3 protein-coding genes and 1 pseudogene are annotated in these 1,866 nt (G+C 74.5%); 3 read left to right on the forward strand and 1 reads right to left on the reverse strand.

Going from position 1 to position 1,866, the window contains the following annotated elements; all coding sequences use genetic code 11:
* The coding region (locus AOK00_RS41020; protein ID WP_367870079.1) for a DUF6113 family protein at positions 1 to 231 on the reverse strand (231 nt) is incomplete at its 3' end.
* Between AOK00_RS41020 and AOK00_RS35345 the strand changes: the two genes are divergently transcribed.
* The 3 genes and pseudogenes from AOK00_RS35345 to AOK00_RS41025 form a co-directional block, all read left to right on the forward strand.
* Positions 130 to 387 carry a hypothetical protein gene (locus tag AOK00_RS35345; RefSeq protein WP_055604196.1) on the forward strand — a complete coding sequence of 86 codons (258 nt, stop codon included), beginning with the start codon at positions 130 to 132 and terminating at the stop codon, positions 385 to 387. The genes AOK00_RS41020 and AOK00_RS35345 overlap by 102 nt on opposite strands.
* Entirely contained in the window at positions 384 to 809 is a 426-nt protein-coding gene (locus AOK00_RS35350; protein WP_055604197.1) for a DUF6113 family protein, read from the forward strand. The genes AOK00_RS35345 and AOK00_RS35350 overlap by 4 nt, the downstream gene beginning before the upstream one ends.
* 175 nt (positions 810 to 984) lie before the next feature.
* Positions 985 to 1,866 (forward strand): annotated as a pseudogene (locus AOK00_RS41025) (hypothetical protein); the annotation flags it as partial.

Below are 1,866 nucleotides of genomic sequence, written 5' to 3' on the forward strand. Positions count from 1 at the left end.
GACGGCGACGAGCCAGCCGACTCCGCCCGCGACGACGCCGACCTGGGTCCCGGTGGCCCGCAGGCCGCCGTAGAAGAGGCAGGCGGTCGCGAGGAGGGCGAGGATCAAGCCGACGGGGAGCCAGGCGGCTTGGACGACGTCCCCGGCGTCGTCGACGAGGACCGGATCACCACCGAGATCGACGCGGGACTGGAGCACACGGCCCGCAAGAGCGCGGCGATGGCCGCCCACGCCACCCAAGTCGCGGTCGACGGCCCGTTCTTCGCCCTCTCGAACGACCTCGGCCAGCCGATCTTCACCACCGAGTACTACGAGTTGGTACGAGGCGTCCCGGGCGCCCCCGCGGGCACCCGCGAGACGGACCTCTTCGCCGGAGTGACCGCATGAGCCCCAAGCCGCCCGCGACGCCGGCGAAGCCCACCCCGTCCAACGCGCCGACCGCGCGCACCGCGTCCACCGTCTCCCGTAACGCCCGATTCGCCTGGTACGCGGGCCTCGTCGTCCTCGGTGTCCTCGTCGGCACCGCCGGCGCCCTCGTCCAAGCCGCCTGGCTCCCCGTCGGCTTGATCCTCGCCCTCCTCGCGACCGCCGGCCTCTTCTACGGCGGCCTGCGGGCCACCGGGACCCAGGTCGGCGTCGTCGCGGGCGGAGTCGGCTGGCTCGTCGCCGTCATCCTGCTCAGCCTCGGACGTCCGGAGGGTGACGGGGTGTTCGGCGGAGGCGTCGGCGAGCTGCTCTTCCTCTTCGGCGGCATGGCGATCGCTGTGATGTGCACCACGCTGTCCCGGCTGCCCCGACCGATCCCGTGAACAGGACGACTTGAGTCCGCGGACGCCCTGACTTCGGCCGGATTGACCGTCGTCAGTCACCCATGGGTCAGCTATGGGACGGCGGCGCCCAGTATGGTGGTGCGCGCCGCCGAACCGCCCGGGTTATACGAGCATCAGCAAGAGCGGGCGGTGGAGCCAACCGGGAGATCCTGCTTTGAGTCGTGAAACTGGTCGAGAGACTGACAGTTCGTCCTCCGGCGCCCAGGGGCGCGGTGGAGCCGCGTACCCCTCGGGTACACCGCCGTACGGATCCCGCCAGTATCCGTCGCTCCACCCCTCGCAGGACGCGCCGGAGGAGACTGCCGCCGCGCCCGCACCGCCGGAGGAGCCCAAGACCGAGACGACGCTGACGACCCGGATCCGGATCAACATCCCGGGTTCGCGTCCGATCCCGCCGGTCGTGGTCCGCACCACGGTCAACGAGTCGCCCACGGCGCCGCCGGCCACCGCGCCGGAGCCCGCTCCCGCCCCGGAGCCGGAGCCGGAGCAGACGGCGGCCCCCGAGCGGCCGCAGGCCGAGGAGGCGCCGAAGGCGAAGGAGACGAGCGACTGGTTCGCGCCCCGCAAGGCGGCGCCCACGAGCCCGGCCCCCGAGCCCGCGCTGCCCCCGGCACCCGCCCCGGTACCGAAGCCCGCTCCGGCCACCACCGGACCGGACGACCGGGGCACCGGCTTCGCCGGCTCCGCGACGTCCGGCGTCCCGACGGTCGGCACCGCCCCGTCGAGCCGCCCGGTCACCCAGGGCAGGCCCACCGGAGGAAACCCGCTGTACGACGGCGGCACGCCCGCGGGCGGCACCCCGATGTACACGGGCACGCCCGCGGGCGGCACCCCCATGTACACGGGCACGCCGCCGGGCGGGACCCCGATGTACGACGGGACCCCCGCCGGTGGCTCACCGCGGTACGACGGCAACCCCGGCGCCGCCCACCCGGGCGCCGGAAACCCGCTCTACGACGGCACACCCGCCGCCGGCACCCCGATGTACACGGGCACGCCGCCCGGCGGTACGCCCGCGTACCGCCGGGCGGCGTGC

The organism is Streptomyces aureus (genome assembly GCF_001418135.1).
GTDB classification, from domain to species: Bacteria; Actinomycetota; Actinomycetes; order Streptomycetales; family Streptomycetaceae; genus Streptomyces; species Streptomyces aureus_A.